The sequence below is a fragment of the Microbulbifer sp. SAOS-129_SWC genome, assembly GCF_039696035.1.
GTDB lineage: Bacteria > Pseudomonadota > Gammaproteobacteria > Pseudomonadales > Cellvibrionaceae > Microbulbifer.
The window spans coordinates 4,040,898-4,055,778 of the sequence record NZ_CP155567.1 but is presented as its reverse complement, the minus strand read 5'-3'; the positions used below and the strand labels follow the sequence as shown (position 1 = coordinate 4,055,778).

Annotated in this window: 11 protein-coding genes; 5 read left to right on the top strand and 6 right to left on the bottom strand. The window is 64.3% G+C overall.

The features are described 5' to 3' along the window. Nucleotides 1-20: 20 nt before the first annotated feature. Together glnE and ABDK11_RS17155 are read left to right on the top strand one after the other, a co-directional pair. Nucleotides 21-2,873 (top strand): bifunctional [glutamate--ammonia ligase]-adenylyl-L-tyrosine phosphorylase/[glutamate--ammonia-ligase] adenylyltransferase, encoded by a 2,853-nt coding sequence (glnE, locus tag ABDK11_RS17160; protein ID WP_346837746.1) that lies wholly within the window; start codon nt 21-23, stop codon nt 2,871-2,873. Between the two features lie 71 nt (nt 2,874-2,944). Then, nucleotides 2,945-3,946 carry a branched-chain amino acid transaminase gene (locus ABDK11_RS17155; protein ID WP_346837745.1) on the top strand — a complete coding sequence of 334 codons (1,002 nt, stop codon included), beginning with the start codon at nt 2,945-2,947 and terminating at the stop codon, nt 3,944-3,946. Nucleotides 3,947-4,253: 307 nt separating this feature from the next. Here ABDK11_RS17155 and ABDK11_RS17150 read toward each other — a convergent pair whose 3' ends face one another. Genes ABDK11_RS17150 through ABDK11_RS17140 form a run of 3 tightly spaced genes read right to left on the bottom strand, consistent with a single transcriptional unit; the run spans nt 4,254 to nt 7,868 of the window. Then, on the bottom strand, nt 4,254-5,579 hold the full coding sequence (locus ABDK11_RS17150) for a UDP-glucose/GDP-mannose dehydrogenase family protein (RefSeq protein ID WP_346837744.1): 1,326 nt from the start codon (nt 5,577-5,579) through the stop codon (nt 4,254-4,256). After that, nucleotides 5,576-6,868, bottom strand: a complete 1,293-nt coding sequence (locus ABDK11_RS17145) for an O-antigen ligase family protein (protein ID WP_346837743.1) — start codon at nt 6,866-6,868, stop codon at nt 5,576-5,578. The genes ABDK11_RS17150 and ABDK11_RS17145 overlap by 4 nt, the downstream gene beginning before the upstream one ends. Next, a complete protein-coding gene (locus ABDK11_RS17140; protein WP_346837742.1) occupies nt 6,852-7,868 on the bottom strand; it encodes a glycosyltransferase in 1,017 nt (338 codons plus the stop codon). The genes ABDK11_RS17145 and ABDK11_RS17140 overlap by 17 nt, the downstream gene beginning before the upstream one ends. A 261-nt stretch (nt 7,869-8,129) precedes the next feature. On the opposite strand from ABDK11_RS17140, the gene ABDK11_RS17135 reads away from it, so the two are divergent. Further along, nucleotides 8,130-9,017, top strand: a complete 888-nt coding sequence (locus ABDK11_RS17135; protein WP_346837741.1) for an ELM1/GtrOC1 family putative glycosyltransferase — start codon at nt 8,130-8,132, stop codon at nt 9,015-9,017. A gap of 204 nt (nt 9,018-9,221) precedes the next feature. After that, nucleotides 9,222-10,310 (top strand): glycosyltransferase family 4 protein, encoded by a 1,089-nt coding sequence (locus tag ABDK11_RS17130; protein ID WP_346837740.1) that lies wholly within the window; start codon nt 9,222-9,224, stop codon nt 10,308-10,310. A 39-nt stretch (nt 10,311-10,349) separates the two neighbouring features. Here ABDK11_RS17130 and ABDK11_RS17125 read toward each other — a convergent pair whose 3' ends face one another. The 3 genes from ABDK11_RS17125 to ABDK11_RS17115 all read right to left on the bottom strand — a co-directional run bounded on the left by ABDK11_RS17125 (nt 10,350) and on the right by ABDK11_RS17115 (nt 13,782). Beyond that, complete coding sequence (locus tag ABDK11_RS17125; protein ID WP_346837739.1) at nt 10,350-11,762, bottom strand: mannose-1-phosphate guanylyltransferase/mannose-6-phosphate isomerase; 1,413 nt, start codon at nt 11,760-11,762, stop codon at nt 10,350-10,352. A gap of 230 nt (nt 11,763-11,992) precedes the next feature. Next, nucleotides 11,993-12,664, bottom strand: a complete 672-nt coding sequence (locus ABDK11_RS17120; RefSeq protein ID WP_346837738.1) for a YrbL family protein — start codon at nt 12,662-12,664, stop codon at nt 11,993-11,995. Then, nucleotides 12,661-13,782, bottom strand: coding sequence for a glycosyltransferase family 4 protein (locus tag ABDK11_RS17115; RefSeq protein WP_346837737.1), 1,122 nt, complete (start codon nt 13,780-13,782; stop codon nt 12,661-12,663). The genes ABDK11_RS17120 and ABDK11_RS17115 overlap by 4 nt, the downstream gene beginning before the upstream one ends. A gap of 144 nt (nt 13,783-13,926) precedes the next feature. Between ABDK11_RS17115 and ABDK11_RS17110 the strand changes: the two genes are divergently transcribed. Further along, nucleotides 13,927-14,847 (top strand): glycosyltransferase, encoded by a 921-nt coding sequence (locus ABDK11_RS17110; RefSeq protein ID WP_346837736.1) that lies wholly within the window; start codon nt 13,927-13,929, stop codon nt 14,845-14,847. The last annotated feature ends 34 nt before the right edge of the window (nt 14,848-14,881 follow it).

The window sequence follows — 14,881 nt, the reverse complement described above, 5'->3', positions numbered from 1 at the left end:
GGCCGCGATAGGAAGTCGCAATGTCCCTGTTCTCCGCCTGCCCGCAACAATTCCAAACCCAACTCGACGACCGGTGGCATCACTGGCGCGAGCAGGTCGGTACGGAGGTCGCTGCCAGCGTCGAAGCGCTGTTGCAGGATGAACCCCGGCAGCTGGCAGTGGCGCGCAGTTTTATCGGCTCGGATTTCTTTTTCCGCCAGTGCGGCCACGACCCGCAGTTGCTGCCGGCGCTGTTGCAGCAAGACGATCTGGGGCTGGCGCCGCTCGATCTCGACGCTGTCGACGGCGACGAGGCGCTGGAGCGCGCGCTGCGCCAGCTCAGAAACCGTGTCACCGCCGAGGCGATCTACCGCGACTTTGCCGGCCAGTGGGGCATTCCGCGTGTCTGTGCGCGCCTGAGCGATCTGGCCGAAGTCTGCATTCAGGCTGCGCTCAATTGGCATCGCCGCGCGTTGGTCGAGCGCTACGGCGAGCCGCGCGACAGCGACGGCAACAGCCAGGCGCTGGTGGTGCTGGGGATGGGCAAGCTGGGCGCGCGCGAGCTGAACCTATCGTCGGATATCGACCTGATTTTTGCCTACCGCTCGCCGGGCCACACCGACGGCGAGCAGAGCCTGGAAAACCAGGCTTTCTTCCAGCGCCTGGGGCAGCGGCTGATCAAGTCCCTGGATGCGATGACTGCCGATGGTTTCGTGTTCCGCGTGGATATGCGCCTGCGACCCTATGGCGACAGCGGTCCGCTGGTGAGTCATTTCGCCGCACTGGAGGACTACTACCAGACCCAGGGGCGCGAGTGGGAGCGCTACGCCATGGTCAAGGCGCGGCCGGTGGCCGGCCCGGACGACGTGGCGGCGGAGCTGATGGAGCTGCTGCGGCCGTTTACCTACCGCCGCTATATCGATTTCAGTGCGATTGATGCGCTGCGCGAGATGAAGGCGCTGATCCAGCGCCAGGTGCGCGCGCGCGGCATGGAAGACAATATCAAGCTCGGCCGCGGCGGTATCCGTGAGGTCGAGTTTATCGCCCAGGCCTTCCAGCTGATTCGCGGCGGTCGCGAGCCGGCGCTGCGCGAGCGTAACCTGCTCAAGTTGCTGCCGTTGCTGGAGGCGGATGGCCACCTGCAGGCGGGCAGCACCGCCGGCCTGGCCGCGGCCTACCTGCTGCTGCGCCGGGTCGAGCACGCGTTGCAGGCGGAGCGCGACCAGCAGACTCAGACGCTGCCGACGGAGGACGAGCGCCGCGCGCGCCTGGCGTTTGCCCTCGACCGCACCGACTGGACCCGGCTCGTTGGTGAGTTGTCCGACGCGCGCGCGCTGATCCAGCGCGAGTTTGATGAGGTGATCGCGCCGCCGGAAGAAATCGCCGCGCCCAGCGCCGCCGAGGAGTGGGAGAGCCTGTGGGCCAGCTGCACCGACAGCAACAGCGATGAGGCCAATACGCAGACGCTGGCCGCGGCTGGCTTCGAGCCGGCGGCGGAGGCGCTGAAACTGCTGGCGGACCTCGGTGGCGAGCGCATCGTCGCGGCGCTGCCCAATAGTGCCCGCGCGCGCCTGGACCAGTTTATTCCGCTGCTGCTGGCCGCCGCGGCGCAGGAGGACGCGCCGCTGCTGGCACTGTCGCGGGTACTGCCGCTGGTGCGTGCGGTGCTGCGCCGCAGCGCCTACCTGGTGCTGGTCAACGAGAATCCGCCGGTGTTGAAGCAGCTGCTGCGCCTGTGTAGTGCCAGCCCGCATATTGCCGAGCAGCTGGCGCGCCACCCGATCCTGCTCGACGAGATGCTGGATTCGCGCCGTCTGCTGGCGCCGGCCTCCGCCGCCGATATCGCTGACGAGCTGCGCCGGGAAATGCTGCGGGTCGATCCGGAAGATCTCGAGGCGCAGATGGAAGCGCTGCGCCACTTCAAGCAGAGCCAGAGCCTGCGCATCGCCGCGCAGGAAGTCAGCGGCGCACTGCCGCTGATGAAAGTCAGCGATTCGCTCACCTGGCTGGCGGAGGCGATCCTGCAGCAGTCGCTGACGCTGGCCTGGAACCAAGTGGTGGAAAAGCACGGCGCGCCGGCCGGTGCCAGCGCCGCGGATATGCACTTTGTCATCATCGCTTACGGCAAGCTCGGCGGACTGGAGCTGGGGCACGGCTCCGACCTGGATATCGTCTTCGTGCACGACGCCGAGCCACAGCAGTACACCGGCGGTGAGCGGCCGATCGATAACCTGAGTTTCTACACCCGCCTGGCCCAGCGCCTGATTCATATCCTGCAGACGCGCACCCTGAGCGGGCCGCTGTATGAGGTGGACACGCGCCTGCGCCCGTCCGGCAATTCCGGCCTGCTGGTGACCTCGCTGACCGCGTTCGAGAAGTACCAGCGCGAGAGCGCCTGGACCTGGGAGCACCAGGCACTGGTGCGCGCGCGGCCGGTGGCGGGCAGTGCACGGCTCGGCGGCGATTTCGAGCAGCTGCGGCTCAAATTGCTTTGCGAGGCGCGCGATGAGGGTAAATTACGCGATGAAGTGGTGGCAATGCGCAATAAAATGCGCGATCACCTGGATAAGAGCAATGATCAAAAGTTCGATCTGAAGCAGGGCCCCGGCGGTATTGTCGATATCGAATTTATGGTTCAGTATTACGCTCTGGCCCGGGCGCATAAAGCGCCGTCGATAGTGCGTTTTACCGACAATATCCGCATTCTCGAATGCCTCACTGAGGCCGGCCTGATGTCGGCCCACCAAGCCGATCATCTGATCGACGCCTACAAAGCCTACCGATCTGAGGGTCATCGCCTGGCATTACAACAATTGCCGGGAGTTGTTAACGGTGACCAGTTCAAAGCGGAAAGAAAGACCGTTTCTACAAGCTGGCAGCAGTTGCTCGGTTGAACCGCCGTGCACTGCGCTTTGTGCATAAACTGTTTTTCAGGAATCCGGTTACGGATCTGTAGGAGTTTTCCATGTCTTTTGCCGATCGCGACGGCGTTATCTGGTTTGACGGCGAATTAATCCCCTGGCGCGATGCCCGCGTCCACGTTCTGACCCACACCCTGCACTACGGTATGGGCGTCTTTGAAGGCGTGCGCGCCTATCGAACTAGCGCCGCAGGCGCTCAGACCAGCGCCGGCAGCGCTCATTCTGCCGATGGCGGCACCAGTATCTTTAGGCTGCAGGACCACACCCGGCGGCTGCTGCGCTCCGCCAAAATCATGAATATGCCCATGCCGTTCGACGCTGAACAGCTGGACGAGGCCCAGCGCCTGGTGGTGCGCGAGAACGGTCTTTCCGAGGCCTACCTGCGCCCGATGGCCTTCTACGGCTCCGAGGGCATGGGCCTGCGCGCGGATGCGCTGCAGACCCATGTGATCGTCGCCGCCTGGGAGTGGCCCAGCTACATGAGCCCCGAGGCGCGCGAGCTAGGTATCAAGGTCAATACGTCCTCCTATACCCGCCACCACGTGAACATCGCCATGTGCAAGGCCAAGGCCAATGGCAACTACATCAACTCGATGCTGGCGCTGCAGGAAGCGGTGCGCAACGGCTGCGAGGAGGCACTGTTGCTGGATCCGGAGGGCTACGTGGCCGAGGGCAGCGGCGAGAATGTCTTTATCGTCACCGACGGCGTGCTCTACACCCCGGAGCTGACTTCCTGCCTCGACGGTATCACCCGCAGGACGGTGATCCAGCTGGCCGAGGAGTGCGGCTACAAGGTGGTGGAAAAGCGCATCACCCGCGACGAGGTCTATATCGCCGACGAAGCCTTCTTCACCGGCACCGCCGCCGAGGTACTGCCGATCCGCATACTCGACGGGCGCACCATCGGCGCAGGCCGCCGCGGCCCGATCACCAAGCGCTTGCAGGAAATGTATTTCGATGCGGTGCACGGCCGCAGCCAGGCGCACCTGGGCTGGCTCACCGATGTGGCGGATTTCGATGCGCCGCAGGCGTTGGCTTCGGCTTGAGTTGCGGGGAGTGGTAACTGGCTCTGAGGCGCCCCTGTTGCCGACATCAGCGGCTGCGTATCACGTCTGCTACTCCGGCTCGACTTTCGCAAGTGCGCTCAAAAACTTTCTGGAATCTGGCACTGCGCATTCCCGGTCGGTATGGGGGCGGCTTTCCGGGACCGTATGAGGCATGGATGCCGACTACGAGCGTACAGGGATGTATACACAGCGTGTCCCGGAAAGCCGCCCCCATGCCGGCCTCGCACGAAACTAGAAAGCCGCGGGACCGGGAACGGAGTTTCGATTTTCTACTTTAGTTGCTGGTTCACGGCCGCCCGACACAGTAATAGGTAAATCCAGCCTCACACATATCCGTCGGATCGTACAGATTGCGCCCGTCAAAGATCACCGGCTGCTGCAGTTTTTCACCCAGCGCGCGGGTATCCACCGCCTTGAACTGCTGCCACTCGGTGGCAATGATCAGCGCATCGGCGCCGGCCAGGGCCGCTTCCTTGGAATCACACAGCTGCAGGTCATCGCGCTCGCCGTAGATGCGCTGGCACTCTTCCATTGCCTCCGGATCGAACGCGCGCACGCGCGCGCCCCTGGCCCACAGGCGTTCCATCAGCACGCGGCTCGGCGCCTCGCGCATATCGTCGGTGTTGGGCTTGAACGACAGGCCCCACAGCGCGAAGGTCTTACCGGTCAGCTCGCCGTCGAAGTGTTTTTCGATCTTGTCCGCCAGGTAGTGTTTCTGCTGTTCGTTGCGGGACTCCACCGCGTTCAGTATCTCGGCGTTCAGCCCCATTTGCTTGGCCGAGGAGATCAGCGCTTTCACGTCCTTGGGAAAACAGGAGCCGCCGTAGCCGATACCGGCGTAGATAAACTGGTAGCCCACGCGCGGATCCGAGCCGATACCGTGGCGCACCGATTCGATGTCGGCACCCACCCGGTCGGCGATATTGGCAATCTCGTTCATAAAGCTGATCTTGGTGGCCAGCATGCAGTTGGCCGCGTACTTGGTCAGCTCCGCACTCTTCACGTCCATCACCAGGATCTTCTCGTGGTTGCGGTTGAAGGGGGCATACAGCTGGCGCATCTTCTGCTCGGAGTCTTTCTCCGAAGTGCCGATAACGATGCGGTCCGGGCGCATGCAGTCGGCCACCGCCGAGCCTTCCTTCAGAAACTCCGGGTTGGAGATCACATCGAACGGCAGCGCACTCAGATCCCGCTTGGCCAGGCGCGCCTCGACTGTTGCGCGCACCTTGTCCGCAGTGCCCACCGGCACCGTCGACTTGTTGATAATGTATTTCTTCTCGCTCATGTGGCTGGCGATGGTATCGGCCACCGTCAGTACATGGCGCAGGTCCGCCGAGCCGTCCTCGTCCGGCGGTGTGCCCACAGCGATAAAAATCAGTTCACCGTGGCTGACACCGAGCGTGGCATCGGTGGAGAAGCTCAGGTTGCCGCTGGCGATACTGTTTTCCACCAGTGGCTCGAGGCCCGGTTCGTAAATGGGGATATGCCCGTCGCGTAACCGCGCGACCTTGTCCGCGTCGATATCGATGCAGACAACCTTGTTGCCCGCCTCCGCAAGAATGGCAGCCTGTACCAGGCCCACATAGCCGGTACCGAAAACAGTAACGTTCATCCGTGTGACTCCGCGATAGTTGAGTTGCCGGCGGTCGCTGCAGCTACCGTGGCGTGCCGGCGCTGGGCGCCGGAAAGCTGGTCCAGCACCAATAGTACCGCCAGCGGCACCCAGTAATAGAACCAGATGTAACTGGGCCTGACCAGTGGCTGCTGGGCGTAGACCAGCATTGCGACGGTGCCAAAGCCGAACCAGGCGATATACAGCCCCGGCACCCACTGCCGCCAGCCGGCCGGGTCGCGCGCGGCCGAGGCGGCGGCGAGCAGTTGTGCGGCCGCAAAAAGCACGCCCAGCAGGCCACTGAAGCGCGCGATATCCAGCAGGTAATTGTGTGGGTGTGGCAGGGTAGTGCGCAGCTCCAGAAACCACTTGTACATCAGCCCGGAACCGATCAGTGGCGACTGCAGGAATTCGTCGAAAGCCTTGCCCCACAGCTCGAGGCGAATCGAGTAGGCAACACTGCGGTGCATTAGCGGCAGATCACCGAAAATTGCCATATAGCCGAGCGGCGCGGCAACAAACGCCAGCGCCACGGCGATGCGCAATACGCGCGAGCCACTGACCAGGGCGGCGAGTGCGATGGCGGCGGCGGACATGACAATCGGAATCTTGGTCTGCGACAGCAGGATATAGGCACAGGAAATGACCAGGCCGCTCCAGGACAGCAGTTGCCAGCGGCGCGAGCGGCGGCTTATCCCGTAGCAGCAGAACAGTGCGTGGAAGCCATACAGCATGGCGGTCTTGTCGATGTCGCCCTCCAGCGAGATACCACCGATACGGCGCCAGTGCGCAAAGCCGCCATCGAGGCCGTAGTGCGCCAGCGAGGCGATACAGGAGGCCGTGCCCACCGGAATCAGCCACAGCAGCCAGCGCGCCAGCGGCGCCGGCCCGCGGCGTTCGAGTACCAGATACAGTGCGCAGTACAACACTGCCAGGTAGGCCACCAGTTTCAGGTAGAAGGAAAATTCCCGGCGCACGTCGCCGCCGTCGGCCGGTGCCCACAGCGAGGAGATGGCCAGCAATAGCGGCAGTCCGCAGAAAACCGCAAACTGCCAGGAGCGCAGGAAGCCGAAATCGCGACGCCAGCCCAACAGCAGCAGCGTCGGCAGTACCAGCGTCAGGTAAAAGCCGGTCTGCACACCGGCCACTGCCGGCACCAGATAGAACGAGCACAGCATCAGCAGCAGGCCGATGTCGGCAAAGCTTAGCAGGCCGTCGATCCAGCGGGGGCTGCCGCCGCGGTACAGGGATGGGGGAATGGAGGAATCGATACTACTTGATCCAGACATAGTCGTGACTGTGTGGGAGTTGCATGGCGCTCTCGACGATGTACTGGGCGTTGAGCGTATTGTTGATTTCGCGGTGGAAGAATTCCCGGCAGCGGCCAGCCCAGTGCCGGCGCATCGCGTCGTCGCGGTGAAATTCGGCAACCTTGCGCGCGAGGGATTCCTTGTTGTCGAAATACACCAGCGTCTCCGCCGGCATAAAGTCATTGAAGTGCGCCGCCGCGTGGGTGAACACCAGCAGGCCGTTGCCGGCCATCTGCGCGATGCGCGCCGACGAATACCACTGGTAGCCCTCCTGGCGGTTCAGGTTCAGGCCCATCTTGCTGTTGGCGAGGATATGGTCATAGTCGCGACCCCACAGCGTCGGCTGCTCGAACATGCCCGGGGTGCGGAATTTCAGGTCGGCCGGCAGGTGCTCCTTCAGGTAGTGCACCAGTTTGCCGCGCTCGGTGTAGGCCTGCGCCTTGCTGCAGAACAGCAGGTCTACTTCCAGGTCGGTGCGTGCGCTGCAGTTGGCGTCCTCCACCGACGGGTCTACCGGGTTGGGCATATGCCACAGGCTGGCGCGGGCACCCTCGTAGCGTTTGAGGTCGTCCGGTCCAGTGGAGACGAACATCGCATCGGCAATTTCGCAGCGCTTGGCGATATTGTCGGAATTGCGCGGCACGAACAGCGGGTCATTGTTGCACGCGGCGATCACCGTCTGCGGGCGCAGGCGGCGGATCTCGGCGAAGGTATCGTTGTCGATCAGGTCGCAGTGGCCGAGGATCACCAGGTCGGGCTCGAACGCCTCGGCCGCCTGCAGCAGGCGGCGGTTGATTTTCTTGCGGCTGGCCAGCTCGCGGATGCGCAACGGCGCCTCATACGCGGCCACGTCACGGTCACTGAAGGCGAGCACATTGTGGCCGGCGCGGATGAGTCCGGTGTAGAGCTTCAGCGCCCAACTGACCGAGGTGTAGCCGTACTTTCGCTGCTGGTGATTGTCGACATGAATGATGCGCATAGATGAAAACCGTCGGCAAAGTCCGGCAAGTCGAAACTGCGTGCCGTTTGATCGGGAGCGGCGGGGCCCCGGCTGGCGGGGAGCGGTGGCCGCGATACGGCGCGGCGGCCGAGTACAGGGGTCGGATTATACTGGATGGCAGTGGGGCTTCAATAGAATGGGGCCTTGGGGTAGGATTGCGTCCCTTCGCGCCTTTGCCGCTGCGCGCCTGCGCGCCATGGCCCGGGTGCCACTCCATTTCACTTGTCCGGGGTTTCCCAATTGCGGCTGACGGTCTGGCGTTTTCTCGATGGCAATCGCGCACACGAAAAGCAGAGCGCCGCACTGCTCGCCGGGCTGCGCGAGTGCGTGGATGAGGTAACCTGCTGCGAGATCCGCGAGCCCGGCTCCATCGCCGCGCTGCGTCCCGCTTTTGCCGAATCACTGCGCGCGCTGCCGCGGCCGGACCTGCTGTTTGGAGCGGGTCGCCGCAGCCACTGGCCGGTGGCGCTGGCCAAGCGCTGGTTTGGCGGCACCAGTGTGGCGATCAACCGCCCGACGCTACCGATCCGCTGGTTCGACTACGCCATTGTGCCCGAGCACGATCGCCCGGCGGCGCTGGAGAACGTGATTCTGAGCCAGGGGGCGCTGACCGAGCCGCTGCCGCGCGGGCAGATGCAACGCGGTACCGGCCTGCTGCTGATGGGGGGACCCAGCAAGCACTTCCGCTGGGATGCCAGAGTGGTGGAGCGGCAACTGGCCGAGCTGCTGGCGATGCCGGTGGACTGGGTGGTCTCCGACAGCCGCCGCACCCCCGCCGGCGCCCTGGAGCTGGTATCCGCCAGCCGCGCGCAGGTGCAGAGCTGGCGCGACTGCCCGCCGGACTGGCTGCCGCAGCAGCTGGCGCGGGTGGAGCAGGTGTGGGTAACCGGCGACAGCATCTCGATGGTGTTCGAAGCGCTGCAGAGTGAAGCCCGCGTTGGCGTCCTGCAGTTGCCCAGCCGGCGCCGGGTGAACAAGGTGCGCGGCGCCATGCAGCGGCTGGTGGACCAGGAGCTGGTCACCGACCGCATCGCCGATGCCGCACACCCGTGGCCGGGCGGCCGCGAACCACTGAACCAGTATTACCATTGTGCCCGCGCGCTGCTGCGCCGCTGCGGCATTTTGTAGGAGCGAATCCGGACTCCAGCCTGGGGGCGGTCTCCTATAGTTGACCGAAGAAGTTGACCAAAGATTGCTGTTAGTTGACCGAAGATAGCTGTCCGCAGAGTTCCCCCTAGCGTTGTCCCAGCCGAGATACCTGCGGCGAGTGCCCCGAGCGGGGCGGCAGACCGCCAATTTTCCCGATTGCCTTGTCGTTGTTTGGAGGCGTACGTGATTCTGATTGCGACGCAAAATTTCCCACCGGATCGCGGTGGCATTGAAAACCTGATGGGCGGGCTGGCGGACAATCTCGCCGCCGCCGGTCTGCCGCTGGAAGTCTACGCCGACCGCGTGCGCAGCGCGGGCGAAGAGCGCCCGCGCGGCTATCCGGTGCACCGCTTTGGCGGCGCGCGTCCCTGGCGGCGCCGGTGCAAGGCGCGCGCCATCAAAGAGGCTGTGCGCAAAGGCGGCGTGCGCGGGATATTTGCCGATTCCTGGAAGAGCTCGGAGCTGTTGACCGGGCTCGGTGTGCCAGTGGTGGTGCTGGCGCACGGTATGGAGTTTCCCCACAATCCAGGCGCCTGGAAGCGCGAGCGGATTGGCAAGGCGCTGGCGTCGACCCGTACCGTGATCGCCAATTCCGCCTATACCGCTTCGCTGGTACAGCCCTATGTCGGCGAGGTGCCGCTCACCGTGATCAATCCGCCGATCGATCCGCAGCCGCAGCCCGATCCGCAACAGGTTGCAGCGCTGCGTTCCCTGGTGGCCGGGCGCGGCCCGGTACTGATGACGCTTGCGCGCCTCGAGCCGCGCAAGGGGGTGGATACGGTGATCGGTGCACTGGCCGACATTCGCCGGCAGTTTCCGCAGGTGCTGTATATCGTCGCCGGTGGCGGCGACGACCGCGCGCGCCTGGAGAAGCTGGCCGCGGACCGGGGCGTCGCCGACTGTGTGGTGTTTGCCGGCATGGTCGATGACGAAAAAAAGGCGGCGCTGTTTTCGCTGGTCGACCTGTTTGTGATGCCGGCCCGGCGCGAGGGCGACTCGGTAGAGGGGTTTGGCATCGTTTATCGCGAGGCGGGTTGGTACGGCGTGCCGGCGCTGGCCGGGCGCGAGGGCGGAGCTGCCGATGCGGTGATAGACGGGCAGACGGGTCTGCTGTGCGACGCGGACAGCCAGGCCGATGTCACGGCGCAGATCCTGCGCCTGCTCGAGGATGCACAGTTGCGTCGGCAATTGGGGGAGAATGCCGCGCGGCTGGCGCGCGATAGTGGCCAGTGGCGGGTCTCGGTGCAGCGATTTGTCGAAGCGCTGCGCTGACGGCCGGGCCGCAGTGCGCGGCCCGGTGCGCTAGCGCGCTCAGTTTCTGGCGTACTTGTCGGCGAAGCGGACGATGTCGTCCTCGCCGAGATAGGAGCCCGACTGCACCTCGACCAGCTCCAGCGGAATGGTGCCGGGGTTTTCCAGCCGGTGTTTTACTCCCAGCGGAATATAGGTGGACTGGTTTTCGGTTATCAGCAGGGTTTTCCTGCCACAGGTCACTTGCGCGGTGCCGGAAACCACCACCCAGTGTTCCGCCCGGTGGTGATGCATCTGCAGGCTCAGCTGGGCGCCGGGATTGACGACAATCCGCTTGACCTGAAAGCGCTCGCCGGAATCGACCGAGTCGTAAAACCCCCACGGGCGATACACCTTGCGGTGAACTCTGGCCTCAGGCCGATCTGCCGCCCTGAGCTGCTCGACCACTTTTTTGACTTCCTGCACGCGGTCCTTGGCGGCCACCATAATGGCGTCGTCACTCTCGACGATCACCACATCGTCGAGCCCGACCGCGGCAATCAGCTTGGCTTCGCTGCGCACGTAGCAGTTGCGGCTATCGTAAATGATCACGTCGCCATTGGCGGTATTGCCGCTTTCATCCTTGTCGGATGTCTCCCACAGCGCAGACCAGGAGCCGACATCGCTCCATCCGCAGTCCATCGGTACAACCACGGCGCTGCGGGTTTTTTCCATCACGGCGTAATCGATCGACTCATCCGGGCAGCCGAGGAAAATTTCCCGCTCGGGGCGCACGAAATCCGCGTCCACCGCCGCGCCGGCCATGGCCCGCTCGCAGGCGGTGAGGATATCGGGGCGATGGGCCTTGAGCTCCTCCAGAAAGCGGCGGGCGCGAAACAGGAACATGCCGCTGTTCCAGAAGAAGTCACCGCTGCGCACATACTGGCGCGCCTTGGCGAGGTCGGGTTTCTCGACAAATTCCGCCACCGCAAACGCCGTATCAGCGGCTTTGCCGGCCGCCCGGCGAATATAGCCGTACCCGGTTTCCGGTGCCGCGGGCACGATACCGAAGGTCACCAGCTGGCCCTGTTCGGCGAAAGGGCGGGCGCGCTCGACCGTTGCGACGAAGGTGTCGACATCCTTGATGACGTGGTCGGCGGGGAGAACCAGCAGCAGCGCATCTTCATGCTCGACCGCCAGCGCGCGCAGCGCCGCCAGGGCCACCGCCGGGGCGGTATTGCGTCCGGCCGGCTCCAGCACAATACCGCTGTGGTCCTGGTCGATGGTGCGCAACTGCTCCGCCACCGTGAAGCGGTGCTCCTCGCCGCACACCAGCAGCGGCGGCAGGTGTTCGAGCGCGGCCAGCCGGGCGCAGGTTTCCTGCAGCATGGTCTGCTGGCCGTACAGCGGCAGAAACTGCTTGGGGTATAGCTGGCGGGAAAGTGGCCACAGCCGGGTGCCGGAGCCGCCGGCCATTATCACGGGCAATATCATCGGTTTAGTCGTCTTCTGGAGTGCGTGGGGCCGGCCATGGCGCAATGCTGTTCGCTTAACTACTTGGATAGCGCCACCTTTGCGGCAACCGCGGCCAAGTGAACAGCATTGCGGCCACAGCAGCGTTTCCGCGGCGGCGGCGGCGAGTCACTCCATTTGTGTCGGTTGCAGCGCCCGCGCGCCCTGGCGGGCAGCCGAACTTATAACTTAGCAGCCGCCTGTGCGAACCGCTAACCCTCGTCGCGGCGGCGCTCCGCCTCTTTCCAGGTCAGTGATTTGTCTGACACCTCCCAGCGGATGCGCTGCCACATGCGCTGGATACGGCGCTCGATATAGCGCCGGCTGAAGTGGTCGAAGAGTTTTGCCAGCGGCAGGAAGGCGGCGCTGCCGAGGCCGTCGATCAGGTAGAGTTCCAGGCGTCCGTCCTCATCGCGCACCACCAGGTTGTGGGGCAGGATATTCTTGGTCAGTACCCGGGTCTCCCGCAGCCACTCGGAAAAGCGCGCCAGCGCCGCGCGGATATGGGCGTCCAGTCCATACTGGTGCAGGTAGTCTTCCAGGGTCGGCGCCGGCTTGCCGTCGCTATCGACGATCAGCTGTGACACCGCGCCGGGGCCCTCGCTGGTTTCCTGGATGCCGTACCAGCGCGGCAGGTGCTGCCACACCGGGCTGTGGCTGCCGGCGTTCTTCAGGGCCGGCTGGGCGTAGCCCTCCACTTCGCGCTCGTTGTCGTCGAAGCGCTTGTCGCTGACCAGCGCCTTGTACCAGGGCGCGCGACCGCGTAACTCGGCGACGCGGCCGCGGCGCATGACCTTGACGCACAGCTCCGGCTGCTGCGGATGGCGGTAGCAGTGGCGGTTGCCGCCGCTGGCAAAGGGTTGCAGGTCGCGCAGGTCGATCAAGCCGCGTTCTTCCTTGTCTCGATGAGTAGTGACTGGTACAGGGCGAGGGTGCGCTGCGCCAGGGTTTCCAATGTGAATTCCGGGTCCAGCTGTGTGCGCGCATCGCTGTCGAGCAGTTCCAGGGTCTTGTGGTAGAGCGCGTCGGCATCGCCATCGGCCACCAGCCCCCGGGGGAAACAGGCGCGCAGGGATTCTGCCGGGCCGCCGCTATTGTAACCGATGATCGGGGTGCCGATGGCGGCGGCCTCGATCACGGTGCGCCCGAAGGGTTCCGGTTTTTTGGACAGGTTGTACACGATCGCCGCGCGTTTGTACCAGTAACGGATATCGCTGCGCCGGCCGACGAAGGTGAGGCGATCGCCGACTCCCAGTTCACGGGCCTTCTGCTGCAGCTCCTCTTCGTAGTGCTGCTTGTTGGGCTCGGCTCCGCCCAGTACGACGCCGTGGATGTCGTCGCGCTCGCCGGCGAGACGCGCCACCAGTTCGATAAAGTCTTCCTGGCCCTTCCAGCGGGTCAGGCGCCCCGGCAGCAGCAGCCAGCGCTTGCCCGCCAGCTGTGGAAATTCTTCCTGCACCCCGCTTTCCCAGCCGTCCGGCAGGGCCAGTTGCGGGTAGAACTCGGCGGTGTCGACACCGCGGTAGATGACCTGCGGCGGGCGCTGCAGGTCCTGCGAATAGTTCTCCAGCAGATAGTCGCGCACGCAGTCGGAGATGGCGATGACCTGCTCGCTGCGCGCCATGATCGCACTGTAGCGGTTGATGGAATAGAGGCCGTGCGCGGTGCTGACCAGGCGTGGGCGTGTGCGCGGATCCATCTTTTTCCACGCCAGGTAGGTCAGCCAGGCCGGCACCCGCGAGCGCACGTGCAGGATATCCGGCTGCAGCGTCTCGATCAGGCGCCGCAGGGGCCGCACCTGCAGCAGGCTCAGTGGCGACTTGCGGTGCACTGGCAGGGCGATGTGGGTCGTGCCCTCCGCTTCCAGCTGCGTGACCATGGTGCCGCCGCTGGAGATGACCACCGACTCGTGTCCGGCCTGAACCAGGGCCCGCGCCATATCCACGGTGCCGCGTTCGACACCCCCGGAGTTCAGCGCGGGGAGCAGTTGTACGACTTTCACGGACTGTTTCCTCGGTTCTGGGTCGGCGCCCGGCGCATGCCGGGCGAATTGGCCCGGTGGCCCGGGACGGGGCATTATAGACATCGAAAAATAGGAGGTGTAGTCTGCGCCCTCTTCAAAATGCGGGCTAGCTGTACGGTACTCATGCCTCCCAAGTTTCTCAACATCTGCATCTGCTCCTGTCTGCGCCCCGGTCCGCTGGAGGTAGCGCTCACCAGCCTGATGCGCATGGATATTCCCGCAGGCGTACGGGTGGAAGTCACGGTGGTCGACAATGACCCGGCCGGCAGCGCTGCGCCGGTGGCGAACAAGCTCGCGGCGAGCTTCCCGGTCCCGTTGCACTACGTCTGTGAACCGCGTCGCGGTATTCCCTGTGCGCGCAATCGGGGCGTTGCCGAGGCGTTGCGCCTGGAAGCCGATTACCTGATTTTCATCGATGATGACGAATGGGTCGAGTCGAGCTGGCTGGTGCAGCTTTATGATTGCGCCGTTGCGCTGGGCGGCAATGCGGTGGTCAGTGGCTACGTTATTGCAGACGTACCGGAGAGTACGCCGGCGCTGATGGCGGAGTTTTATCAGCGCAAGAAAGGGCAGACTGGCGAGCGACTGGAGTACTGTGCCACCAACAACGTCCTGATCCCGATCACAGTGGTGCGCGATCTCGGTTTACGCTTCGACGAGAGCCGTCCGTTCGCCGGTGGCGAAGACACGCTGTTTTTTACCGCCGTTGCGGCGCGCGGCATCGATATCGTCAACTGCGTGGAAGCGGTCGTACACGAAACGATTCCGCCCAGCCGGATTTCCGCCCATTGGCAGGCGCGCCGCAAGTATTCTGCGGGCACGACCCAAGCCGTGCAAAAAATTGCCTGCGGGCGCTCGCGCGTGCGGGTGTTCGTATCCGGGGTCGGCCAGGTGTTGATCTCCCTGGTGAAATCCTGTCTCTTTATGCTGCTGGGGCGCAGAAGGGACTGCTATCGCAGCTGGCTGAAGGTCTGCCGCTCCGCCGGGGTCATTGCCGGTGTCTTCGGCGCCCAACTCGACTTTTATAAAGTGATCGATAAATAATTCTCCGTATTCTTGCACTCAAACCAGCGGAACT

Excerpts from the sequence above, each read along its gene's own strand:
- ABDK11_RS17155 (WP_346837745.1), top strand. The coding sequence starts at position 2,945 with ATGTCTTTTGCCGATCGCGACGGCGTTATCTGGTTTGACGGCGAATTA.
- ABDK11_RS17125 (WP_346837739.1), bottom strand. The coding sequence starts at position 11,762 with ATGATATTGCCCGTGATAATGGCCGGCGGCTCCGGCACCCGGCTGTGG.
- ABDK11_RS17150 (WP_346837744.1), bottom strand. The coding sequence starts at position 5,579 with ATGAACGTTACTGTTTTCGGTACCGGCTATGTGGGCCTGGTACAGGCT.
- ABDK11_RS17145 (WP_346837743.1), bottom strand. The coding sequence starts at position 6,868 with ATGTCTGGATCAAGTAGTATCGATTCCTCCATTCCCCCATCCCTGTAC.
- ABDK11_RS17140 (WP_346837742.1), bottom strand. The coding sequence starts at position 7,868 with ATGCGCATCATTCATGTCGACAATCACCAGCAGCGAAAGTACGGCTAC.
- glnE (WP_346837746.1), top strand. The coding sequence starts at position 21 with ATGTCCCTGTTCTCCGCCTGCCCGCAACAATTCCAAACCCAACTCGAC.
- ABDK11_RS17110 (WP_346837736.1), top strand. The coding sequence starts at position 13,927 with ATGCCTCCCAAGTTTCTCAACATCTGCATCTGCTCCTGTCTGCGCCCC.